17 protein-coding genes and 3 pseudogenes are annotated in these 16,706 nt (G+C 73.3%); 9 read left to right on the top strand and 11 right to left on the bottom strand.

Annotated elements, in window-relative coordinates:
- Positions 1-39 precede the first annotated feature (39 nt).
- The 6 genes from egtD to CG719_RS21670 form a co-directional block, all read right to left on the bottom strand.
- Positions 40-1,002: an L-histidine N(alpha)-methyltransferase gene (gene egtD / locus CG719_RS21645; RefSeq protein WP_100570305.1), complete on the bottom strand. Its 963-nt coding sequence runs from the start codon at positions 1,000-1,002 to the stop codon at positions 40-42.
- A complete protein-coding gene (egtC, locus tag CG719_RS21650) occupies positions 999-1,790 on the bottom strand; it encodes an ergothioneine biosynthesis protein EgtC (protein WP_100570306.1) in 792 nt (263 codons plus the stop codon). Before egtC ends, egtD begins: the two co-directional genes overlap by 4 nt.
- On the bottom strand, positions 1,790-3,181 hold the full coding sequence (gene egtB / locus CG719_RS21655; protein WP_100570307.1) for an ergothioneine biosynthesis protein EgtB: 1,392 nt from the start codon (positions 3,179-3,181) through the stop codon (positions 1,790-1,792). The genes egtC and egtB overlap by 1 nt, the downstream gene beginning before the upstream one ends.
- Positions 3,178-4,527: an ergothioneine biosynthesis glutamate--cysteine ligase EgtA gene (gene egtA, locus CG719_RS21660; protein WP_100570308.1), complete on the bottom strand. Its 1,350-nt coding sequence runs from the start codon at positions 4,525-4,527 to the stop codon at positions 3,178-3,180. Before egtA ends, egtB begins: the two co-directional genes overlap by 4 nt.
- Before the next feature lie 294 nt (positions 4,528-4,821).
- The gene (locus CG719_RS21665; protein ID WP_100570309.1) at positions 4,822-5,277 is read right to left on the bottom strand and encodes a type II toxin-antitoxin system PemK/MazF family toxin; all 456 of its coding nucleotides are present in this window, start codon (positions 5,275-5,277) and stop codon (positions 4,822-4,824) included.
- 20 nt (positions 5,278-5,297) lie between these two features.
- Positions 5,298-5,726 carry a cupin domain-containing protein gene (locus tag CG719_RS21670; protein ID WP_199836713.1) on the bottom strand — a complete coding sequence of 143 codons (429 nt, stop codon included), beginning with the start codon at positions 5,724-5,726 and terminating at the stop codon, positions 5,298-5,300.
- A 116-nt stretch (positions 5,727-5,842) separates the two neighbouring features.
- Here CG719_RS21670 and CG719_RS21675 point away from each other — a divergent pair, with 116 nt between their 5' ends.
- Both CG719_RS21675 and CG719_RS21680 read left to right on the top strand, forming a co-directional pair.
- A complete protein-coding gene (locus tag CG719_RS21675) occupies positions 5,843-6,535 on the top strand; it encodes a helix-turn-helix transcriptional regulator (RefSeq protein WP_100570355.1) in 693 nt (230 codons plus the stop codon).
- 60 nt (positions 6,536-6,595) lie between these two features.
- Positions 6,596-7,036 (top strand): hypothetical protein, encoded by a 441-nt coding sequence (locus tag CG719_RS21680; RefSeq protein WP_100570310.1) that lies wholly within the window; start codon positions 6,596-6,598, stop codon positions 7,034-7,036.
- Positions 7,037-7,048: 12 nt separating this feature from the next.
- Here CG719_RS21680 and CG719_RS21685 read toward each other — a convergent pair whose 3' ends face one another.
- Together CG719_RS21685 and CG719_RS21690 are read right to left on the bottom strand one after the other, a co-directional pair.
- Positions 7,049-8,248 carry a glutathionylspermidine synthase family protein gene (locus CG719_RS21685; protein ID WP_100570311.1) on the bottom strand — a complete coding sequence of 400 codons (1,200 nt, stop codon included), beginning with the start codon at positions 8,246-8,248 and terminating at the stop codon, positions 7,049-7,051.
- Between the two features lie 3 nt (positions 8,249-8,251).
- The gene (locus tag CG719_RS21690; RefSeq protein WP_100570312.1) at positions 8,252-8,632 is read right to left on the bottom strand and encodes a hypothetical protein; all 381 of its coding nucleotides are present in this window, start codon (positions 8,630-8,632) and stop codon (positions 8,252-8,254) included.
- Between the two features lie 302 nt (positions 8,633-8,934).
- Here CG719_RS21690 and CG719_RS21695 point away from each other — a divergent pair, with 302 nt between their 5' ends.
- Positions 8,935-9,582 (top strand): hypothetical protein, encoded by a 648-nt coding sequence (locus CG719_RS21695; protein ID WP_234375689.1) that lies wholly within the window; start codon positions 8,935-8,937, stop codon positions 9,580-9,582.
- 105 nt (positions 9,583-9,687) lie between these two features.
- On the opposite strand, the gene CG719_RS21700 is transcribed toward CG719_RS21695, so the two are convergent.
- Positions 9,688-10,251: an NAD(P)H-dependent oxidoreductase gene (locus tag CG719_RS21700; protein WP_100570313.1), complete on the bottom strand. Its 564-nt coding sequence runs from the start codon at positions 10,249-10,251 to the stop codon at positions 9,688-9,690.
- Between the two features lie 120 nt (positions 10,252-10,371).
- On the opposite strand from CG719_RS21700, the gene CG719_RS21705 reads away from it, so the two are divergent.
- The 3 genes and pseudogenes from CG719_RS21705 (at position 10,372) to CG719_RS21715 (ending at position 12,951) form a co-directional block, all read left to right on the top strand.
- The gene (locus CG719_RS21705) at positions 10,372-11,061 is read left to right on the top strand and encodes a TetR/AcrR family transcriptional regulator (protein ID WP_100570314.1); all 690 of its coding nucleotides are present in this window, start codon (positions 10,372-10,374) and stop codon (positions 11,059-11,061) included.
- A 138-nt stretch (positions 11,062-11,199) separates the two neighbouring features.
- Positions 11,200-11,529, top strand: a pseudogene (locus CG719_RS21710) (winged helix-turn-helix transcriptional regulator); the annotation flags it as partial.
- A 387-nt stretch (positions 11,530-11,916) separates the two neighbouring features.
- On the top strand, positions 11,917-12,951 hold the full coding sequence (locus tag CG719_RS21715; RefSeq protein WP_100570357.1) for a LacI family DNA-binding transcriptional regulator: 1,035 nt from the start codon (positions 11,917-11,919) through the stop codon (positions 12,949-12,951).
- A 13-nt stretch (positions 12,952-12,964) separates the two neighbouring features.
- Here CG719_RS21715 and trxA read toward each other — a convergent pair.
- Positions 12,965-13,354, bottom strand: a pseudogene (gene trxA, locus CG719_RS21720) (thioredoxin); the annotation flags it as partial.
- 133 nt (positions 13,355-13,487) lie between these two features.
- Between trxA and CG719_RS21725 the strand changes: the two are divergent.
- The gene (locus tag CG719_RS21725; protein WP_100570317.1) at positions 13,488-14,918 is read left to right on the top strand and encodes a dihydrolipoyl dehydrogenase family protein; all 1,431 of its coding nucleotides are present in this window, start codon (positions 13,488-13,490) and stop codon (positions 14,916-14,918) included.
- A 26-nt stretch (positions 14,919-14,944) separates the two neighbouring features.
- On the opposite strand, the gene CG719_RS21730 is transcribed toward CG719_RS21725, so the two are convergent.
- A complete protein-coding gene (locus tag CG719_RS21730) occupies positions 14,945-15,589 on the bottom strand; it encodes a peptide deformylase (RefSeq protein WP_100570318.1) in 645 nt (214 codons plus the stop codon).
- A 168-nt stretch (positions 15,590-15,757) separates the two neighbouring features.
- Here CG719_RS21730 and CG719_RS21735 point away from each other — a divergent pair, with 168 nt between their 5' ends.
- Both CG719_RS21735 and CG719_RS21740 read left to right on the top strand, forming a co-directional pair.
- Complete coding sequence (locus CG719_RS21735) at positions 15,758-16,180, top strand: BlaI/MecI/CopY family transcriptional regulator (protein ID WP_100570319.1); 423 nt, start codon at positions 15,758-15,760, stop codon at positions 16,178-16,180.
- Positions 16,181-16,186: 6 nt separating this feature from the next.
- Positions 16,187-16,706: pseudogene (locus tag CG719_RS21740) on the top strand (M56 family peptidase); the annotation flags it as partial.

Genomic DNA, 16,706 nt, shown 5'->3' on the forward strand with positions numbered 1-16,706 from the left:
CCGGGCCCTCCGGGCAAAGGCCCGGAGGGCCCACCGCCGTCACGCCACGACACTCAGCGACAGCGCGAAGCGTTCCTCCCCGTCGGTCCACCACCTCTCCAGCTCAAGTCCCGCCGCCGCCAGTTCCGCGCTCACCCGGTTCTCGCGGAACTTCGCCGAGACCTCGGTGCGCAGTTCCTCGCCCGCCGCGAAGTGGACGGCGAGGTCGAGCGCGGGGACCTTCACCGTCTGTTCGGTGCGGGAGCGCAGCCGCATCTCGATCCACTCGTTCGCCGGGTCCCAGAGGGCCACGTGGTCGAAGGCGTCCGTCTCGAAGTCCGCGCCCAGTTCGCGGTTGACCACGTTCAGGACGTTCCTGTTGAACGCGGCCGTCACCCCGGCCGCGTCGTCGTACGCGCTGACCAGTACGTCCTCGGCCTTGACCAGGTCGGTGCCGAGCAGCAGCGCGTCGCCGGGGGAGAGCAGGGCGCGCACCGCGGCCAGGAACTCAGCGCGTTCGCCGGGCAGCAGGTTCCCGATCGTGCCGCCGAGGAACGCCACCAGCCGCGGGCCGGGGGAGGGAGGCAGGGCCAGGCCCGCGGTGAAGTCGGCGATCAGCGCGTGCACGTTCAGCCCGGGCCGCTCGGCGGCCAGGGCCCGTCCGGCCTGTTCCAGTGCGGAGTCGCTGACGTCGACGGGGACGTAGGTGTGCAGCCGGGGCAGCGCGTCGAGCAGGAGGCGCGTCTTCTCCGAGGAGCCGGAGCCCAGTTCGACGAGGGTGCGGGCGGGCAGCGCGGCGGCGATCTCCGCGGCGCGGCCGGCGAGGATCTCCCGCTCGGCGCGGGTCGGGTAGTACTCGGGCAGTTCGGTGATCCGCTCGAACAGCTCGCTGCCGTGCGCGTCGTAGAACCACTTCGGCGGCAGCGTCTTGGGGTCGGAGGTCAGGCCCTTCAGGACGTCGGCGCGCAGTGCGGCGGCCATGGCGTCCTCGGGCAGGGTGCGGGTGATGTGGAACTCACTCACGTGCGGGGCTCCTCGGATCGTGCGGATGCCAGGTCCTCGGTGGGGTTCTTGAGCGGGGTGAGCAGGACGTCCGTGCGGCTGGCCGCGAGCAGGGTGCGGTCGGGCACCTGACGCCAGTGCGGGTCGTCGTCGTACGGCTCGGAGGCCACCACCGTGCGGCGGCCGGGCTCGGCCAGGTACCACAGGCTGTCGCCCCAGGCCGTCGCGGTGATCGTCTCGCCGTTGGTGAGCAGCAGGTTGAGCCGCGAGCCCGGGGCCGCCGCCGCGACCTCCAGGACGGTGTCGGCGAGTGCCTGCCCCTCCTCGTCGCCGCCGCGCAGCCGGGCCAGCACCAGCGCCCACACGAGCGCCGAGTCGGTGCGGGCCTCCAGCGCCAGCAGGTCCCGCGGCGGCAGGGACCGGGACACGGCGGCGAGCGAGTCGGGCCAGCCGGTGACGGCGCCGTTGTGGCTGAACAGCCAGGTGCCCGCGGCGAACGGCGCCGCCGCGGCCTCCGCGTCCGCGCCCGAGAGGGTCGCGTCCCGCACCGCGGCCAGCAGCGCCGAGGTGCGTACGACCCGGGCCAGGTCGGCGAAGGACAGGTCCGCCCAGACGGGACCCGCCCGGCGGTAGCGGGCCGGCACCGGGTCGCCCTCCGCGTACCAACCCACCCCGAAACCGTCGGCGTTGACTGTCCCGTACCGCTGGTTCCGGGGCGCCCACGCCTGCCGGTACAGGCTGTGCGGCGGCTCCACGAGGTACAGGCCGAGCGGCTCCTCCGGTCCCAGGTACGCCAGATGACGGCACATCAGCCACGCTCCGAACGAGCCGTGCGGAACCCGGAGAAGATCTGCCGCCGGACCGGGTAGTCCCAGTTGCGGAACGTGCCCCGGCAGGCCACCGGGTCCACTGCGAACGAACCGCCGCGCAGCACCTTGTACTCCGGCCCGAAGAACACCTCCGAGTACTCCTTGTACGGGAACGCGGTGAAGCCCGGGTAGGGGTGGAGGTCGCTAGCCGTCCACTCCCACACGTCCCCGATCAACTGCCGTACACCGAGCGGTGATTCCCCGCCCGGATAGCTGCCGGCCGGCGCCGGGCGCAGATGCCGCTGACCGAGGTTGGCGTGCTCCGGCGCCGGGTCGGCGTCACCCCACGGGTACCGCGTCGAGCGCCCGGTCACCGGGTCGTGGCGCGCCGCCTTCTCCCACTCGGCCTCGGTGGGCAGCCGCCGTCCGGCCCAGCGGGCGTAGGCGTCGGCCTCGTACCAGCACACGTGCAACACCGGCTCGTCGGGCGGTACGGCCTCGGTGACACCGAACCGGCGCCGCAGCCACTGCCCGCCCTCACGCCGCCAGTACAGCGGCGCGTCGACGCCGTGCTGCCGTATGTGGGCCCAGCCCTCCGCCGCCCACCAGCGGGGTTCGCCGTAGCCGCCGTCCTCGACGAAGGTCTGGTAGGCGGCGTTGGTCACCGGGGTGGTGTCTATCCAGAACGGCGGCACCTCGCGCACGTGCGCGGGCCGCTCGTTGTCCAGTGCCCACGGTTCGGTGGAGGTGCCCATGGTGAACGGGCCGCCCGGGACGAGCACTTCGGGCGGACCCGTGAACGGCGGGGCCGGATCCGGGTCCGGCGCGGTGAGGGCCTGCGGGCCCCGGCGGAGCTGGTGGGTGATCAGCATGGTCTCGTCGTGCTGCTGCTCGTGCTGCGCGATCATGCCGAAGGCGAAGCCGGCCTCGGTCAGCCGGGTGCCGTGGAACGCGGTGGACTCCAGTACGTCCAGCACCCGGCCGCGCACCTCGGACGCGTAGCCCCGGGCCTCGTCGGGGGCCATCAGGGGCAGCGAGGGGCGTTCGGCGCGCGGGTGCTCGAAGGCGTCGTAGAGGCTGTCGATCTCGGGGCGCATCGCCTCGCGGCCGCCGACCGCCCGCAGCAGCCACAGCTCCTCCTGGTTGCCGATGTGGGCGAGGTCCCACACCAGCGGGGACATCAGCGGCGAGTGCTGGGCGGTGAGGTCGGGCTCCTCCACGCAGCTCGTCAGCAGCGTGGTGCGGTCACGGGCCGTGCTGAGTGAGCGCAGCGCGCGCTCGCGCAGCGTCTCCGCGTCGAACGTCTCCGGACCGAACGTCTCCGGACCGAACGTCTCGGTGCCGAAGGTCTCTGCGTCGGGTGTCCCGGCGTCGCGGGCGGGATCGGTCATGGCGCGATGTCCTTCCCGTGGGCGGTGGGGGTTGCCCGGGCGGTGCGCAGTCCGGGCCGGGGCGGCTCCGCGCCGCGCAGTCGGTCCAGCAGGTCGTCGGCGGGGCAGCGGCCCCGGCGTACGTAGCGGTCCTGGAACGCCGCGACGGCGTCCGTGACCTCGGTGGTGGCGCCGAGCCGGGGCAGGGCCCCCAGGGCGGCGGCGAAGCAGGCGACGGCCGCCTCGCGCAGATCGGGGTCGGCGAGCCCGGAGCGGGCCGCCTCGGCCCACAGCGGATTGTGCGGCGCGGGCAGCGGTCCGGACCGCTCGGCCAGCGGTTTCACCACCCGGTAGACGGTCTCCGCCGCCTCCGGGTCGTCGAAGAGCGCCGCGGTGACCGCCAGCGGCACGATCCAACCGTCGTCGCCGGGCTGCGCGTCGATCATGCGCAGTTCCAGGTGCCCGCGCGGCCGCACCGGCGGGAACAGCGTGGTGAGGTGGTAGTCGAGGTCCTCCCGGGTCGGCGGCCTCGGCCGGCGCGATCCGATCCACTCGCGGAAGGTGAGCCCGTCGGGCACCTCCCACGGCCGGTCCTCGTGCCGTACGCACATCACCGGCGCGTCCAGCACATGGCGGGCCCAGGCGGCGCGGGGACTGCCGTTCAGTGCCGGGGCGCCGGCCCGGCCAGGGCCGATCTCCATCCAGATGAGCTGACGGGTGGAGCGCCAGCCGGTGGGCCGCCGCGCCACCAGCGGGGAGTGGGCGAACGCGGCCACCAGCACCGCGCCCAGGTGGTGCGCCAGCCACCAGCGGCGCCCGTGGCCGAGTGGTCCGGGCTCCTCGTGGCCGGCGTCCACGCAGACCTGCACGGACGCCGAGGCGCACATCATGTGCCGGCCGGCCGGACCACCGCGGTCCAGGCAGGCCTCCAGGGCGTCGTAGCGCCGCTCGCGCAGGAATCTGCGGGGGGTGTGCCAGGGATCGTGGCCGACACCGACGAGACGGAGTCCGTGCCCGGCCAGTACGGCGCGGACGGTGTCGAGGTCGGCGGATACGGTACCGATGCACTCCATCAGGGAGGCGGCGGGCGGCGAGCTCAGTTCCAGCTGGCCGCCGGGTTCGACGGTGAACGCCGACCTCAGGGGCATGGTCCGCAGTGCGGCGTAGGCCGCTTCGAGACGTTCGGGTGTCACGGGGAGCCGCGGCGAGCGCAGCTCGTGGACGAGCCATTCCACTTCGACCCCGAGGGTGCGGGGCGGTCCGGTCTTGAAGCAGATGCCGCTGACCAGAGCCTCGGCCTCGGCTTCGGAGACGGCGGTACGGAACTCCGTACGGCCGCCCGCCGAAGGGCGTTGCGCATCGGACATGTCGGGATCCTCCTGAGATTCCACCATGCCACCGGCCCGGCGGTCGGAGGGCCGGGCCGGGGCCGCACCGTCCCAGCCAAAACCCTCCGACCGATTCGCACAAGGATGCAAATCGCGACAATCGTGGCGCCGAATCTCCGTATGCGCGATGTTTCCGACGCTCACCCGCGGTGCTGGGGCCCCGTGCCTTCGCGTGGGTCCGCCGCCCTCACGGGAGTCCCGCGCGCGCTCCGCGCCCCGTGTCCGGTGCTGCTCCGACCGGGTGATGTGCGCGCCGTGGGGCGCGGCCCGGCGTCAGCTCCAGCCGTAGCGCTCCCGCAGGCGGTGCACCACGAGGCCGAACCGCATCCGGTCCAGCGCGCACGCCTCGCGGCGCATGCCGTCCTGGTGCAGCCGCAGCACCCGGTCGACGTCCACCCACGAGTCCCGGCCCGACCGGTCCCAGGGGCCGCTGCCGATGGCCACCCAGTCGCGGACGCCGTCGTGCGCCTTGCTGGTCAGCTGCACGGCAAGGAGGGTCCCGGCGGCCTCCCGGGCCACCACCAGCACCGGCCGGTCCTTGCCCCGGCCGTCGTTCTCCTCGAAGGGCACCCAGGTCCAGACGATCTCCCCGGGGTCCGGGTCGCCGTCGTGCGCGGGCGCGTACTCCGTGTGCACCCGGCCCACCTCGCGAGGGTCGGCCTCGGTGGTGGCGGTGGGGCCGTAACGGCCGGGCGTGTTCTCATCGGTCTCATCGGTAAAGGCAGTCACGGGGGAACCCTAGAGCGTGATCACGAAGCCTCACCATGGGGGCGGATCCGCATACCGGGGCGGCGCCGGTGGACGGTCAGGCAGGCCAGTCCGTCCGGGCCCGCGGTGAGGCTGCGGGTGGAGCCGTGCGGCAGCCAGACCGTCGCGCCCTCGGTCAGCTGCCGCGGCTCGTCACCGGTGCCGGCGCCGAGGACGCCGCTGCCCGCGACGACGAACAGCAGGACGTCCAGGTCCCGTTCGCGGTGCGGCGCCACGCGCGTGCCGGGTGCCAGCCGTACGACGTTCGCGTCGAGCTGGCGTCCGGACTCGTCCAGCTTCCACAGCACGCCTCCCGGTACTGGAGGAGTGGCGGCCAGCGCCCGGGCGTCGCACAGGACCCGCGGTTCCGGTTCCTGTTCCGGCGCCGCGTGGCCGGCCGGCCCGGTGCCGTGCTCGGAAGGCGATGTCATCGTGCACCCCTCATCTCGGTCCGCCGGGGCGGTGTCCCGGGCCCACGATTATTACATGTAGTATTCGTGAAAATTGCTTCCGCTGCGGAGCTTCGGGTGAAGAGAGCTGAGTGGACGTGACCACCCCACGGGAGAGCCCCCGCCGACGCGAGGTGCTGGACGTGCTGCGGGCCGCGGCCGAGCCGCTGGGGGTCGCGGAGGCCGCCGAGCGGATCGGGCTGCACCCCAACACCGTGCGCTTCCACCTCGACGCCCTGGTGGCCGAGGGAGTCGTCGTACGCCAGGTCGAGGAGCCCTCGGGACCCGGCCGGCCCCGTACCGTCTACGCCCCTCGGCCCGGCATGGACCGCCGGGGCACGCGCGGCTACCGGCTGCTGGCGCGGATCCTGCTCGGGCAACTGGCGTCCCAGGGCCCCGGGGCGCGCGACGCGGCGACGGAGGCGGGCCGCGCCTGGGGCGGTTTCCTGGTCGACCCGCTGCCGCCCTCGCCGCCGCCCACGGCGGAGCGGGCCGCGGCCCGGCTCGTCGCGCTCCTCGACGACCTCGGCTTCGCCCCGGAGCCCGAGGGGGGCGGCGCCGGCAAGCCGCCGGAACGGATCCGGCTGCGCCACTGCCCCTTCCTCGAACTGGCCGAGGAGCAGGGTCAGTTGGTGTGCCCGATCCATCTGGGCCTGATGCAGGGGGCGTTGGCCGAACTGCGGGCACCGCTCGTCGCGACCGGACTGGAACCGTTCGCGGAACCCGACTCCTGCCTGGCCCACCTGGCGGCCCGCCCGGCCGGGGCGCCGGTGACGGCGCCGGGTGAGTGACGTGACGGGACCCGGTGTTTCCCGCACGCGCCTCACGTACTCGGGAAAGGTGACACATCGATGAACACCACGGCGGCCGCCGTCGCGAGCGCGGTCACGTTCGTCTGGCTCGGCATGGTGCTGGCCATCTCGTTCCTGGAGGCCCCGCTGAAGTTCCGCGCTCCCGGCGTGACCATCCCGATCGGGCTGGGCATCGGACGGCTGGTCTTCCGGGCGCTGAACCTCGTCGAGACCGCCCTGGCCGTCGTGGTGATCGTCGCGGTCGCCGCGGGCGGGCCGCCGGCCCGGGTCGCCGGGCTGACCGCGGCCGTCGCCGTGCTGCTGCTCGCCCAGTTGGCCTTCGTACGTCCTCGCCTCAACCGCAGGTCCGACATGGTGCTGGCCGGTGAGGAGGCCGGTGAGGACCGGCCCCGCTCGCGCGGCCACCTCGCCTACGTGGCCCTGGAGACCGTGAAGGTGGCGGTCCTGATCGCGCTCGGCGTCAGCCTGCCGGCGGCGTGACCGGGTTCGCGGTCAGCTGTTCCGCAGCCAGTGCGCGACCTGCTCCGGAGTGGAGCGCGGCGCGTCGATGAGGTGGGGAACGAAACGGGCCCGCCGGTCGGTGACGATCTCGTCGGACTCGCGGATGCCGATGCCGGCCGACCTGCCGCCGACGACCCACGAGCCGATCACCATGTGGTTGCCGGCGAAGGACGGCGGCCGGTGGAACTCCTGGAACAGGAAGGGCCCGTCGTCGAACGAGCCCGCCTGGTCGAAGTGGTGCTCGGCGGAACGGACCTTGATCGAGGCGCCCTCCCAGCCCCACAGGGGCTTGGCGACCCATTCGGCCAGGTCGCGGGGTCCGTCGAGGTAGGACGGCAGGAGGTTCGGGTGACCGGGGTACAGCTCCCACAGCACCGCGAGGATCCCCTTCGTGGACAGCAGCGCCTTCCACATCGGCTCCAGCCACCGCGTCGAACAGGGCTCGGCCTCCAGTTGCGGGGCGTAGAGGCTTTCGAACGCCCAGTCCCACGGGTACATCTTGAAACAGGATTCGATGGGGACGTCGCTCAGGTCCACGAAGCGCCGGATCCCGCCGTGCCAGCCGATGTCCTCCATCGTCAGGCCCACGGTGAGAAGACCCGCCTCGACGGCCGTGTCACGCAGGTACGCCGTCGTGATGACGTCCTCGTCGGGTTCGTCGGCGGAGTGAGCGAAGTGGACCCGGCCGCCCAGCCGCGGAGCCAGGCTCCGCCACGTCCGCACCAGGCGCTCGTGGATCGTGTTGAACTGGTCGTGCTCCGGGTGCACGTCCTCGAGCCACTGCCACTGCAGCACCGCGGCTTCGAGCAGCGCCGCCGGGACATCGCCGTTGTACTCGTACAACTTGACGTCGCCCGTGCCGTCCCAGGCGAGGTCGAACCGGCCGTAGATGCTCGGTGACTCCTTGTCGAGGGTTTCGAGCATCGGCCTCGTCCAGCGGGGGTCGATGCCAAGGCGTTCGACGTCGCCCTTCTCCAGGACGTGCCGGGCCGCCGCCACGCACATCGCGTGCAGTTCCTCGGTGACGTCCTCCAGGTGGTCAACCTCCTGCGAGGTGAGTACGTAGGCGGCGCTCTCGTTCCAGTAGGGCAACCTGCGGCCGTCCGGCAGGGTTTCGGTGTGGAACGGAAGGCCGGACTGGAGCACCGTTTGCTCCCAGCCGGGCCTCGGCGTGCGGGGTTCGCGTCTCATGGATCAGCCGCCGACCGATCCGCCCTTGGCGGAGAAGCCGCCGCGGACGACGTTGCCCGACTTCGGCGCGGTGAACGAGCCGCCGCCCTTGGTCAGGTCGACCTTCTGCCCGACGGCGGGGGCCTTCTCGCCGCGCGGGGTGTACCACCAGCCGTAGCTCTTTCCGCCGGTCCCGCCGGCCCCACCGCCGGCCCCACCGGATCCGCCGGGGTTGCAGTGACTGTCCGCCACGCGTTTCTGCGTCAGCTTGTCCACGCAGGTGCCCTGGTAGTCCGGGCCGCTGGAGCAGCCGCTGAGGGCTATCGCCATCGCGACCGCACCCACGGCCCCGACCGACACCTCGATGGAGCGGCGACGTGAACCGGTGTGCTGCTGACTCGTCACGAACAGATCCCTTCGGATACGTCTGCTGATCCACGGCAGAGGCGTGCCGCGCGATACGGCGTCGTGACGGGCGGAGTACCCGGGGAACGGCCACGCAGCGCAGGCGGCGTGAAGCCGCCCCGCGCCAGGTCGACATGCCCCGTTCATTCCGACCGTTCCTTGCCATGTACTGGTACTTGGCCTGTCCAACATACCGTTGACGCGTACGCGCAAGGTGTCCGGGACCGGACGGTCGGACTTCCCTCCTCTTTCATGAGGGGTCTACCGTTATTCGCCTGTACCGGCAGCACTTGGGGGAATCCGTGCGAACTCGTCTCGTCGCCACTGTTCTGACGTGTGCCGCGGCCGGCGCCCTCGTCGCCTGCGACCCGGCGGACGGCGGCGGGCCGCAGGGCGGCCGCAACCCGTCGGCCACCGCCGCTCCGGACGGCAGCGGGCCGGGGCGCGACGGCAAGCCGGGCGGCAATCGGCAAAAGAAGGTGCCGGCGTTCGTCGGCATGGGGTTGCAGTCGGCGCAGGACGCCGCCCACAAGCAGGGATTCCGCTCGCTGAAGTCGCACGACGCCCTGGGGCGCGGCCGGATGCAGGCCTTCGACCGCAACTGGAAGGTGTGCAGTCAGAACGTGGCGGCGGGTACGACGGTCTCGACCGGTACGACCCTGGACTTCGGCGCGGTCAAGCTTGAGGAGTCCTGCCCCACCAGGGACCAGGCGCCGCCGTCGGTTCAGGGCGGGAGGATGCCCGACTTCAAGGGGAAGTCGGTGAAGGCGGCCCGGGCCGCCCTCGACGCGCACACCTCGCTCACGGTGAAGGACGCTTCGGCGCACCACCGTTGGGTGTTGGTGGAGAGCAACTGGCAGGTGTGCTCGCAGACTCCAGGACCGGGAACCTGGCTGAAGGGGCAGCCGGTGTCCTTCACTGCGGTCAAGTTCGGGGAGTCCTGCCCGTAGCTTCGTGCAGAGCCGGGCGGTGCAGAGCCGGTTCGTGAAAGGCCCGCTCGGAAAAGGCCGGGAGGGGGCGGAGCCCGGCGGGCGCCGCCCCCTCCCGGGGGTTGCTCAGGCGGCAGCCGCGTCACCGGTGTGGCCGTGCAGGCGCGCGACGACCTCGGTGAGCTGGGCGGCGACCTCGGCGTCGTCGACCGGGTGGGTCTCGGCGAAGCGGGTCACGGAGCCGGGGATGGAGAGCTTGATGTCCTCGATCACCTTGCCGCCGGCGATGCCCGCGGCCTTGCGGGTGTCGTCCTGCGCCCAGACGCCGCCGTACTGGCCGAAGGCGGTGCCGACGACGGCGACGGGCTTGCCCACGAGGGCGCCGGCGCCGTACGGGCGGGACAGCCAGTCGATGGCGTTCTTCAGGACGGCCGGGATGGTGCCGTTGTACTCGGGGGAGAACAGCAGGAAGGCGTCGGCGGAGCCGGCGACCTCGCGCAGCTTGGCGGCCGCGGCGGGCACGCTGCCCTCGACGTCGAGGTCCTCGTTGTAGAACGGGATCTCGGCCAGGCCCTCGAAGAGCTCGACCTCGGCGCCCGCGGGGGCGAGCTTGACGGCGGCCTCGGCGAGCTGGCGGTTGTGCGAGCCGGCGCGGAGGCTGCCGACGAGCGCGAGGATGCGGACAGACATGGGGGTCTCCAAGGGGGGTGACACAATGACGTTAAGGATCCGGACCGAGGTCCGTTTAATTTTCTACCACCATAAGCGGACCGCGGTCCAGTTCTGTTCCCGATGCCTTACGCTGTCCTCATGTCGCGCCCCCTGCCGCCCCCTCCGAAGCCCCAGGAGCCTCAAGAACCTCAGGAGACCCGGGAGCTGTTGGCGCAGCCGGTGCTGCTCGAATTCGGAACCGGTGAGGACGAGCCGTGCCTGCGCGCCGACGCGGCCCGCAACCGCGCCCGGCTGCTGGACGCCGCCGCGCGCCTGGTCGCGGAGCACGGCGCGGCGGGCGTCACCATGGAGGCCGTCGCCGCGGCGGCCGAGGTGGGCAAGGGGACGGTCTTCCGCCGCTTCGGCGACCGCACCGGTCTGCTCAGGGCGCTGCTGGACCACTCGGAGCGGAAGTTCCAGGCCGCGTTCCTCAGCGGGCCCCCTCCGATGGGTCCCGGCGCGCCGCCCGCCGAGCGGCTGCGGGCCTTCGGCTGCATGGCGCTGCGCCGCGCGGCCGACGAGCTGGAACTGCAACTGGCGGCCGATCCGGGCCCGGCCCGCCGCTTCGCCGTACCCGCCCGCCAGGTGCATTACGCCCACGTGGCGATGCTGCTGCGACAGGCGGCACCGGGCGCCGACAGCGAACTCCTCGCCCACACCCTGATGGGCTACCTCGAGCCCGCCCTCATCCACCATCTGACCCGGCAGTGCCAGATGCCGATGGAACGGCTCCAGGCGGGCTGGCACGACGTGGTGGCGCGCATCACCACCACGGAGCCGGCCTGCTGAGAGCGGGAGACCCAGTCCGGGCGACCCGGCCGGGTCCGCTGTGCGCGGCGAACGTCTCCCGCGGACGCCGGTGGGCGGTCGTCACGTCGCGCCCTTCGGCGAGCCGCGGCTATGGCCCGGCGGGGGAAGTCCGCGCCGCGTGAGGCGGCTTCGACGAACCCGGTCCGCCACGGGTACATCCTCACGGAGCGCGGGCACTCCCTGCGGCCCGTGATGGTCGCCCTGGCCGCCTGGGGCAACCGGCATCTCGCCCCGCAGGACCGGGCCATGATCCTTGTCGACGCCGAGACCGGCCAGGAAGCCGAGCCGGTCGTGGTCGACGCCCGCACCGGGAAGAGCCTCGACGACAGCGACGCGTATGTGTTCACCGCTGGGCCGGCCGCCGGCGGGCCGATGCGGGCGCGCCATACCGAACTGGAGCGGCAGCGGCGATCGCGAAGCGCAGAGCCGGAGCCGGGCGCGGCGTGACCGCACTGCCTGCCGACCGCCGCCGCGACGCCGACCGGCCTTCAAGGCGACGAGGCGCGCGAGTGGCCGTCCCGTAAGCGGCCGCGGCGGTTTCGGCGTCACCCGGTCGGGCGGTATGGGCGGGCCGCCGCCCCGGGCGGTCCGGCGTGGCCCGGGGTGATGTCCGCGGGGGCGCGGCACGCGGTCGACGCCGGCCCCGCGTCCCCGCCCGCCGCCTGCCGGCCGAGGCGTCGCACGGGCGGCGCGGCCCGGTGACGCGACCCGCGCGTACCGCACGCCGCGCGCCCGACCCACCCTGCCCTCATCTGTTGCCGTTTCAACTTCGTTCTGCAATAAGGCAGTTCACCGGACGGACAGTCCCCGGCTTCTGCCAAGATGCGGTACGTCATGGTGCAGATTCCGAAACCCGCCGCGCCCCCGACGCCCGCTCCGCGCTCCGTGCCCACGAGCGCCGACGTGGCCCGACTGGCCGGCGTCTCGCGCGCGACCGTCTCCTACGTCCTGAACAACACCAGAGCCGTTCGCATCAGCGAGCCCACCCGCCGCCGAGTCCACGAGGCCGCCGAGGAACTCGGGTACGTGCCGCACGCGGCGGCGCGCAGCCTGCGCGCCGGGCACAGCCGAATGGTCCTGATGCCCGCCCCGGCCCTCCCGGCAGGCCCGCTCTACAGCCGCTTCCTGGACGAACTCCAGTGGGCGCTCGGCCTCCTCGACTACACCGTCGTGCAGCACGCCACCGCCTGCCTGCCCGGTGACGCGGCCGTACGGGCCTGGGCCGAACTGCGCCCCGTCGCCGTCCTGGTGTCCGGCGTGGGGCTCGGACCCGCCGGAGTGGCGGTGCTCAAACGCTCCGGCGCGCGTGCCGTTGTCACCCTGGGCCCGGAGCCCGTCGAGGGCGCCCACGCGCTGCTCATGGACCACGAGAGCGTCGGTCACCGGGCCGGCGCCCACCTGCACGCCCGCGGCCGGCGCCGCATCGGCGTGGTCGTACCCGAGGAACCCGGACTGGACACGTTCTCCCGGCCCCGGCTCGCCGGCGTACGGCGAGCCCTGCGCGGCACCGACGGCGACGTGACCGAACTGCCCCTCGGCTACGACGAACGGTCCGCCGCCCGCCTCGCCGCCCGCTGGCGCGACCTCGGCCTCGACGCGGTGTTCGCCTACAACGACGAGTACGCCATGCTGCTGATGCGCGCACTGCAGGACGCGGGCGTACACGTCCCCGAGGAGACGGCCGTGATCGGCGCCGACGACCTCATGCTCGGGCGGCTGCTGCGGCCCCGGCTGAGCACCGTCCACATCGACCTGCCCTCCGGCCGCGACGTGGCCGAACTGGTCGACCGCGCCGTACACGACCCCGCGGCCCCGCCCGAACGGCACGCGGTGCTGGGCGCGACGGTGGTCCACCGCGAATCCAGCTGAACCGCGACACCGATCACTCGGACTGCTGACCGCCCTGCTGCTCCGCGACCGCCTTGCGGACCTCGTCCATGTCCAGCTTCCGCGCCTGCCCGATCACGTCCGTCAGGGCGGCCTCGGGCAGCGCGCCCGGCTGCGCGAACACGGCGACCTGGTCGCGGACGATCATCAGCGTCGGAATGGACTGGATGCCGAAGGCCGCCGCCAGCTCCGGCTGGGCCTCGGTGTCCACCTTGCCGAACACCAGGTCCGGGTTCTCCTCCGCCGCCTTCTCGTACACCGGGGCGAACTGCCGGCACGGCCCGCACCAGGACGCCCAGAAGTCGATCAGGACGAACTCGTTGTCCGTGACCGTCTGGTCGAAGTTCTCCTTGGTGAGCTCCACGGTGCTGCTCATGGTGTATCCCTCTTCCTGGTGCTTGCGGGTGTCGGCCTACTGGCGTGGGGGCGAAGCCGTGGGCACAACACGGCCGACCCCATGGGTATTCCGCGCACGTACCCGTGTGGCCAGGGCGCACACCACCCACCAGACTGACCCCATGACCGAAACGGAAACCATCGCGTACGACGTCGTGGTGCTGGGCGCCGGACCCGTGGGGGAGAACGTGGCCGACCGCACCCGCGCGGCCGGCCTGTCCACCGCGATCGTGGAGAGCGAACTGGTCGGCGGCGAGTGCTCGTACTGGGCGTGCATGCCCAGCAAGGCCCTGCTGCGCCCGGTCATCGCCCGCGCCGACGCCCGCCGTCTGCCGGGCCTGAGCCAGGCGGTGCGCGGTCCCCTCGACGCCGCCGCGGTCCTGGCCCGCCGGGACGAGTACACCTCGCACTGGCACGACGACGGCCAGGTGCGGTGGCTCGACGGCATCGGCGCCGACCTCCACCGCGGGCACGGCCGGCTGGCGGGTCCGCGTACGGTCACGGTCGACGGCCCCGACGGCACCCGCAGGACGCTCACCGCCCGGCACGCCGTCGCGGTCTGCACCGGAACCCGTGCCCGGCTTCCGGACCTGCACGGACTCGACGCCGTCAAGCCGTGGACCAGCCGCGAGGCCACCAGCGCCGAGCGGGTGCCGGGGCGGCTGATCATCGTGGGCGGCGGTGTGGTCGCCACCGAGATGGCCACCGTGTACCAGGCGCTCGGCTCGCAGGTCACCGTCCTGGTCCGGGGCAAGGGACTGCTGCCCCGGATGGAACCCTTCGCCGGCGAACTGGTCGCCGACGCCCTCACGGAGGCCGGCACCGACATCCGCACCGGCACCGCGGTGGAGTCGGTCGCCCGCGAGAACGGCACCGTCGTGGCCGTCACCGTCGCCGGCGACCGCGTCGAGGCCGACGAGATCCTCTTCGCCACCGGACGCGCGCCGCGCACCGAGGACATCGGCCTGGAGACGGTGGGCCTGGAACCCGGCTCCTGGCTGCCGGTCGACGACACCCTGCGCGTGCACGGCAGCACGTGGCTGTACGCGTGCGGCGATGTGAACCACCGCGCGCTCCTCACCCACCAGGGCAAGTACCAGGCCCGGATCGCGGGCGACACGATCGGCGCCCGCGCGGCCGGCGTGCCGCTGCTGGAGACGGACCCGTGGGGCGCCCACGCCGCCACCGCCGACCACCACGCCGTACCGCAGGTCGTCTTCACCGACCCGGAGGCCGCGGCCGTCGGCCTGTCCCTGGCCGAGGCCGAACAGGCCGGCCACCGGGTCCGCGCCGTCGACGTCGACCTCTCCACCGTCGCCGGGGCCGGCCTGTACGGCGACGGCTACCGCGGCCGCGCCCGCATGGTCGTCGACCTCGACGAGGAGATCCTGCGCGGTGTCACCTTCGTCGGGCCCGGCGTCGGCGAACTGCTCCACTCGGCGACCGTCGCCGTCGCCGGGCAGGTCCCGGTCGGCCGTCTGTGGCACGCGGTCCCGTCCTACCCGACGATCAGCGAGGTGTGGCTCCGCCTCCTTGAGGCCTACCGCGGCTGACCGCGCGCCAGCACGGCCGCGTGCGCCTACGGCAGTTCGAAGCCGAGGGCCCGCGCGGCGCGCTCCGGGGTCGGCTGGTTCCAGCGGTGCGTCATCGCGTCGTTGGAGGACAGGGAGCGCGGTTCGGCGCGGTCGAGGTAGAGGGTGCCCTCGAGATGGTCGGTCTCGTGCTGGACGATCCGGGCGGGCCAGCCGGAGAGCACCTCGTCCACCGCCTGACCGCGCTCGTCCAGGGCCCGCAGGCGTACCTCGGCGTGCCGTGCCACCACGGCCTGCCAGCCCGGAACGCTCAGGCAGCCCTCGTAGAACGCGGCGCGTTCGGTGCCGACGGCCTCGTACGACGGATTGACCAGCACCCGGAAGGGCAGCGGCACCCGTCCGCGCGCTTCGCGCACCTCCTCGGGCACCGGTGCCGGGTCCTCGACGACCGCGATCCGCAGCCCCACTCCGACCTGCGGCGCGGCCAGTCCCACGCCCGGTGCCGCGTGCATGGTCAGGCGCAGGGCCTGGACGAAGCGGGTCAGCAGCGCGGGCTCCAGCTGGCCGTCGAACGGTTCGGCGGGGCGCCGCAGCACCGGGTCGCCGGCGGCGACGATGGGCAACGGGCCACCGTCGGCGAGGAGTTCGTCGACCTGCTCGGCCAGGGGCGTACGCGTGTGGGGGGAAGCCATCACGCCAGGATGCCACGGGGGCCGGCCGGCCCGGCCCGCCCGACGCACGCTTGTACAGAGGGCAGGGACGTGCGGCACCCGCGTGCGCGCACCGGCGTGCGGCACCCCTGGCCGCGTCCCGGTGTGAAGTAGCGTGGTGCGACACGCCGACGCCGGAGGGAGACGCACATGACGACGCCACACCGGCGCGCCCGGCGCGGGCAGGGCGAGCTGGAGGTCCAGGTGCTCGGCGCGCTCCGCGAGTCGGACGGCCCGGTCACCGCGGCCTGGGTGCGGCAGCGGCTCGGCGGCGACCTCGCCTACACCACCGTGGTCACCATCCTGACCCGGCTGCTCGCCAAGGACGTCGTCTCCCGCGAGCGCCGCGGCCGCTCCTTCGTGTGGACCCCGACCGCGGACGTCGCCCGCCTCGCGGCACTCCGGATGCGCCGCCTGCTGGACGGCGAAAGGGACCGCGAGGCGGTGCTGACCAGCTTCGTCACCGCGCTGCCGCCCGGCGACGAGCAGGTGCTGCGCGCACTGCTCGACGCGGCGGAGGCCGCGGACGACGACGGCGCCCGCAATCCGAGGGGCGACGGTACGGGACACTGACGCCTCATGGGGCTCTACGTCTTACTGCCGCTGGTACTTCCGCTGTCCGCCTGGCCCGTCGCACGCCGGGCCGCACCGCGCCTCCATCCGCGCACGGCCACCCGGTTGCTGACCTGGGTGGCCGCCGTCATGGGCGGATGCAGCACGCTGTGTCTCGCCCTGCTCGCGGTCATCGGCGCCGCCGAGCTGACCGGCGGCCCGGTCCCGGACGGTTGGGCCGATCCCGAGTTCAGGTCGGCCGTCTCACGTGGCCGGGTCACGGGCCGGGCGGCGATCCCGGCGCTGGGACTGGTCGCGGTGGCCTGCGGGCGCACCCTGTGGCGCCATCGGCGGGTGGCCCGCCGAGCCCGCCGGGCCCTGACCGGGCTGCGTGGCGCACCCGTCGTGGTCCTGCCCGACAGCACGCCGTACGCCTACGCCCTGCCCGGCAGCCGAGACCGGATCGTCGTCACCACGGCCCTTCTGAGGTCACGTCCGCTGGAGTGGTGTATCGACGGCCACTCGGTGATCTCGTTTGAGGCTATGC

The organism is Streptomyces sp. CB01373, from assembly GCF_002803075.1.
Lineage (GTDB): Bacteria > Actinomycetota > Actinomycetes > Streptomycetales > Streptomycetaceae > Streptomyces.